At 36.8% G+C, this 5,435-nt stretch carries 5 protein-coding genes and 1 pseudogene; 2 read left to right on the plus strand and 4 right to left on the minus strand.

The annotated features are described in order from the left end of the window. The 4 genes and pseudogenes from AC6F75_RS05625 to AC6F75_RS05640 form a co-directional block, all read right to left on the minus strand. Positions 1-199: pseudogene (locus AC6F75_RS05625) on the minus strand (AI-2E family transporter); the annotation flags it as partial. Between the two features lie 15 nt (positions 200-214). Continuing rightward, on the minus strand, positions 215-859 hold the full coding sequence (locus AC6F75_RS05630) for a DUF4159 domain-containing protein (RefSeq protein ID WP_500713974.1): 645 nt from the start codon (positions 857-859) through the stop codon (positions 215-217). A 1-nt stretch (position 860) separates the two neighbouring features. Next, a complete protein-coding gene (locus AC6F75_RS05635) occupies positions 861-1,715 on the minus strand; it encodes a ChaN family lipoprotein (RefSeq protein ID WP_500713975.1) in 855 nt (284 codons plus the stop codon). A 94-nt stretch (positions 1,716-1,809) separates the two neighbouring features. Further along, the gene (locus tag AC6F75_RS05640; RefSeq protein ID WP_500713976.1) at positions 1,810-2,220 is read right to left on the minus strand and encodes a hypothetical protein; all 411 of its coding nucleotides are present in this window, start codon (positions 2,218-2,220) and stop codon (positions 1,810-1,812) included. 209 nt (positions 2,221-2,429) lie between these two features. Between AC6F75_RS05640 and AC6F75_RS05645 the strand changes: the two genes are divergently transcribed. Both AC6F75_RS05645 and ychF read left to right on the plus strand, forming a co-directional pair. Continuing rightward, a complete protein-coding gene (locus tag AC6F75_RS05645; protein WP_500713977.1) occupies positions 2,430-3,998 on the plus strand; it encodes an AbgT family transporter in 1,569 nt (522 codons plus the stop codon). Between the two features lie 125 nt (positions 3,999-4,123). After that, entirely contained in the window at positions 4,124-5,218 is a 1,095-nt protein-coding gene (gene ychF / locus AC6F75_RS05650; protein ID WP_500713978.1) for a redox-regulated ATPase YchF, read from the plus strand. Positions 5,219-5,435 lie beyond the last annotated feature (217 nt).

Here is a 5,435-nt window from a genome sequence, read left to right on the forward strand (position 1 = left end):
CAGACATTAAATTACCGAATTTAAGCCTCTCCTTCATAAACTTGATAATGGGCCTGCCTATCAAGGTTACAACTCCTGAAAGGGCTAAATAAACCAAAACACTTTGTGTTTTGTAAAGAAACCAGGCTAAAACAACAAAGCCAAAAACAACAGCAACAGCCTTTAGGATGCCCTTGGTGATTTCATCTGACTGAATCATAGTAATGTAAGTTGGTTAGTTTTCAAAAGCATACTTGATAATATTGGCCCCCATTTGTAGGGCTTTTAACCTGACTGCTTCGGGATTGTTGTGCACTTCAGGGCTTTCCCATCCATTTCCCAAATCGGTTTCATAAGTATAAAGTAAAACTAATCTATTTTCATGATAAATACCAAATGCCTGTGGTGGTAAATTGTCGTGCTCGTGAATTTTAGGCAAGCCATTGGGAAATTTGTAATGATAAGTAAATATTGGGTGATTGGCAGGGAGTTCTTCAAGTTCCTTATCAGGGAATAGTTTTTTGAGTTCAGGCCTTAAAAATTTATCCATTCCATAATTGTCATCGATATGTAAAAAACCACCACTAATTAAATAGTTTCTCAGGTTGGATATATCTTCGGGAGTGAAATAAACATTTCCGTGCCCCGTCATATGCACAAAAGGGTATTGAAATAGTTCAACACTGGCCGTTTCCACAGTTTTAGGAGTTGGATTGATCCTGGTGTTAATGTTTTGGTTGCAAAAGGCAATTAAATTTGGCAGGGATGTGGGATTGGCATACCAATCACCTCCACCGTTGTATTTGAGTACTGCTATTTCTTGAGCCTGAACGACATTCAGTATAAAAAGAAACAAAAAACTTTTTACAATTAATTTCATGCTAATAGGTTGTGGTTACATTTTCATCGACAACAATGATAAAATCAGCTTTATATAAATGTTTTTCCTCAAATGAATTAATATCTTTTTGAGTAACAGTTGAAATAACCAAATATTTTAAATTGGGTTCAGAAAGTTTCAGATACCAGACAATCCCTTCATAAAAATCGCTGTGATAAGCACCATTGTAATGCAAAAAGAGTTGATTTTCAATTTTATTTTCCAAAATGGAGTGAGCCATTGTAGCGTCTTTGATTGCTTGGGCTTTGATGAGTTCCGGGGTGCCGTGGTCGCCCATCATGGTAAGGATATTTTGATATGTTGGCAAATCGGGATCAAAAGCAATGGGTAGGGGAGCAACCCAATTTTTTTCTTTGGTTGACAATGTGTCCAGTGCTTCAAAACCATTTTTAAAAACCATACTGGCATAGCGTCTGGGAATATTTGTGGCAATAAATTCAGTGTTGTGATTTTTTGCCAAATTGACAAGCGGCGCATAATCGGTTTTATAGTTTGACCACAAGCGTGCAAGTGTATCAAGGCCTTTTTGATCAATTTCACCGATTAAATAACTGTTTAGGGCTTCCTGATTGTCTCTTTCAAACATTTCAGCTCCCAGTGTTACACCGCTTTTATTCAATAAATCTGAAGTTAATTCCAACTGTAACCAATGTGCAATGGCGCTGTTGTGCTGTTCGCCGAAAAGGGTGATATCACTTTGGTTAACAGCTTCAAGCATTTGGTAATAGTCTGCAGGGGTTCCATCAGCTTTGTAAATGGTGTAAGCTTTTTTATGTTGAGCATTTAAAAAATTAAATGTCAAAACAAAAATTACAAGCAAGCTTATTTTTTTCATAAACAAATGAGTAAGGGTGCTAAATTAAACATAAAAACCCGACTTTAAAAAAATAGCCGGGTTTGTTAAAAAATGATTGAGTTTGATAGGTAACTTATTTACCCCCATCCTTTTGGTATTTCTTTAAAGATGTAGAATCCTTTTTTGTTTGAATTGGAACGCCTCGCTGTTGAGCATCAATTCTTTTGGCTTCTTCTATTTTTGCTTTTTCAATTTTTATCTGATTCTCAACATTAACTCCTTCATCAATAACATCTACGTTTTTCACCTTTTGATCTTTCTTGATTTTTTCTGCAGACTTTTGATTGGTTTCGTTAGTTCCTTCAACTTCTATGGTATTAACAGTCTCATCCACTTCTTTTTCCACTACAGTTTGAACATCTGTGTCTTTTACAGTTACTTTTTTTACTGTAGTTTCTTTTTTAACATTCTCAATATTTTGAGCAAAAATTGTTGAGGAGAATATTAAACCAAAAACGACGGCCAAAATCGAAACATTTTTCATAATTAATTAAATTTATGGTTATTAATATTGAAAGGTAATGTTTCTTTAGTTAAAAAAATAAAAATATAATATAAAGTCTTCGTAAATAGTGTAAAACTGTTTAATATTGATCATTGAAAATTTAGAATAAAAGTTTTATTCATAAATATCTCCCGTTTAGCTTATTTTTCTATTTTAGCATCTTCATTAACTAACTACCTAATTTAAATATGGAAGAAGCTGAAGTGGTCAAGAAAAAAGGCTTTCTAAACAAAGCACTTGATTTAGTTGAAAAAATGGGGAATAAATTACCCGATCCTGCAATTTTATTTTTCTATTTGCTCATCTTCGTATGGGTTTTATCGGCAATTCTGTCCCCATTTGATTTTGGGGAAATTCACCCTATGACCGGAAATAGTTTGAATGTTCAAAATTTACTTACAGGAACCCAATTAGCCGGATTTCTTGCGAGTATGGTAAATACCTTCGTGCTTTTTGCTCCATTGGGAATTGTTTTGGTTGCCATGCTTGGGGTTGGGGTAGCAGAGCATTCCGGTTGGATTGACGCCGGTTTGAAAAAACTTTTAAACTTTACCCCCAAACAGCTGCTTACCCCGATGCTTATTTTAATAGCCATCGTTAGTCACACAGCTGCAGATGCCGGTTATGTGCTTGTTATCCCGCTGGGGGGTGTTATTTTTTATGCTGCAGGTCGCCATCCTTTGGCCGGGATTGCAGCTGCTTTTGCCGGTGTTTCCGGAGGATTTTCGGCAAACTTTATACCTTCGGCCATTGATCCGCTCATTATGAGTTTTACGCTTGAGGCGGCCAGAATCCTTGATCCTGCGATTAATTTAAACCCTTTAAATAACTGGTATTTCACCTCTGCATCAACTTTATTGATTGTACTTGTTGGTTGGTGGGTTACAGATAAAATTATCGAACCCAGGCTTTCAAAAGTTAAAGTAGATGGTGATGAAGATCAAATGCCTAAAATGGAAAAGGTAACATCCAAAGAAAGTAAAGCTTTCTGGATGGGGCTTTTGGCTATGGTTTTAGGTATTGTAGGATTGTTTTTGTGGGCATACCCGGAAAATTCTGCCCTTAGAGGTCCTGATATGGTGGATCCCGAAATCCAAACCCTCACTTCGTTTCATGCGCCTTTAATGAAGGCAATTGTACCCTTGATCTTTGTCTTGTTATTAATTCCGGGACTTGTTTTTGGTTTTGTATCAGGTCGATATAAATCCTCAAGAGATTTGATAAAAAGCATGACAAAGTCCATGGAAAGTATGGGTTATTATGTTGTAATGGCCTTTTTCTGTGCACTTTTTATAGATGCTTTTTCACGCTCAAATATTGGTCTTTTAATTGCAATTAAAGGAGCTAACTTCCTTCAGGCACTTGAACTCCCCGGACAAATCACAATTGTTGGAATTGTTATTCTTAGTGCATTTGTGAATTTAATGGTGGGGTCTGCTTCGGCAAAATGGGCGCTTATTGCTCCTATCTTTGTTCCCATGTTAATGCAACTGGGTATTTCACCTGACCTTACACAGGCAGCATATCGCGTAGGGGATTCAGTTTCTAATATTATTACTCCATTATTACCTTATTTTCCGTTGGTAGTTGTCTTCAGTCAACGTTATGTCAAAGGAATGGGAATAGGAACACTGATCTCAATGATGCTACCTTATTCAGTTATATTTGCAATTACCTGGACCATCTTTTTATTAGTTTATTGGTGGCTTGGAATTCCTTTAAGTTTTGAGGCGAATTACATTTATCCGGCTCCATAATATTCTATAATATTCAAAGTACAAGAAAAGGTGTTTGTCATTTTTGGCAAACATCTTTTTTTTATTCCTGAAAATTCAATTGAAGGTGTATCTTTGCAGCCTTTAAAAATAAATATTTTAAGCAGATGAAAGCCGGAATTGTAGGTCTTCCCAATGTAGGTAAATCCACTTTGTTCAATTGTTTGTCCAATGCCAAAGCGCAAAGTGCCAACTTTCCGTTTTGTACCATCGAACCCAATATAGGTGTCGTTAATGTTCCGGATTTCAGATTGCAAAAACTGGAGTCACTTGTAAACCCTGAACGAGTTCTTCCAGCAACTGTTGAAATTGTGGATATCGCCGGATTGGTTAAAGGCGCCAGCAAAGGTGAAGGGTTGGGCAATCAATTCCTGGCAAACATCAGGGAAACTGATGCGATTCTGCATGTTTTGAGATGTTTTGACAATGACAATATTGTGCACGTTGACGGGTCTGTAAACCCAATCAGGGATAAGGAAACCATTGATATGGAGTTGCAACTGAAAGACCTGGAAACCGTAGATAAAAAACTGGAAAAAGTAAAGCGTGCCGCAAAAACCGGAAACAAAGACGCCCAAAAAGAAGAAACAGCATTAATGAAAGTCAAATCCGGATTGGAAGCAGGAGTTTCTGTAAGAGCTATTGATTTGACCAATGAAGAACGTGAAGATTTTGTAGAACCAGCCCAGTTTATTACTGACAAGCCGGTGATGTATGTTTGCAATGTAGATGAAGATTCAGCTGCTTCAGGAAATAAGTATGTGGACCTCATCAAGGAAAATGTCAAGAATGAAAATGCAGAAGTTTTGGTTCTGGCCGTTGGCACTGAAGCTGACATAACTGAGCTGGAAACCTATGAAGAGCGCCAAATGTTTTTGGAAGACCTGGGACTTGACGAAGCCGGTTCTGCAAAACTCATTCGTTCAGCATATAAATTACTGAAGCTACAAACCTATTTCACTGCCGGAGTTAAAGAAGTGCGTGCCTGGACCATTCCCATTGGTTCTACTGCACCACAGGCCGCCGGAGTGATTCACTCCGATTTTGAAAAAGGATTTATTCGTGCTGAAGTCATTGCTTATGATGACTATGTTCATTTTGGCAGCGAAGCCAAAGTCAAAGAAGCCGGAAAAATGAGAGTGGAAGGGAAGGAATACATAGTTAAGGACGGTGATGTGATGCATTTTAGGTTTAATGTTTAGTTAAAAGTTTCAAACTTATATATATTTGTATAGGGTGTGAGATTTTTTTTAGGGTCTTTGTCTTTTATGAGACAACAAAAAAATCATTTAGAACCCACCTTAGTATTAAATTATACCTCAAATCCGCAAGTAGTTAATTTGTCGTTTTAAAATCTATTTTGTAGGGTAAATTTAAGATTTTCCTATACTATTCCGGTTATATTTTTATTGAATTTCC

The sequence above is a fragment of the Planktosalinus sp. genome (assembly GCF_059864935.1).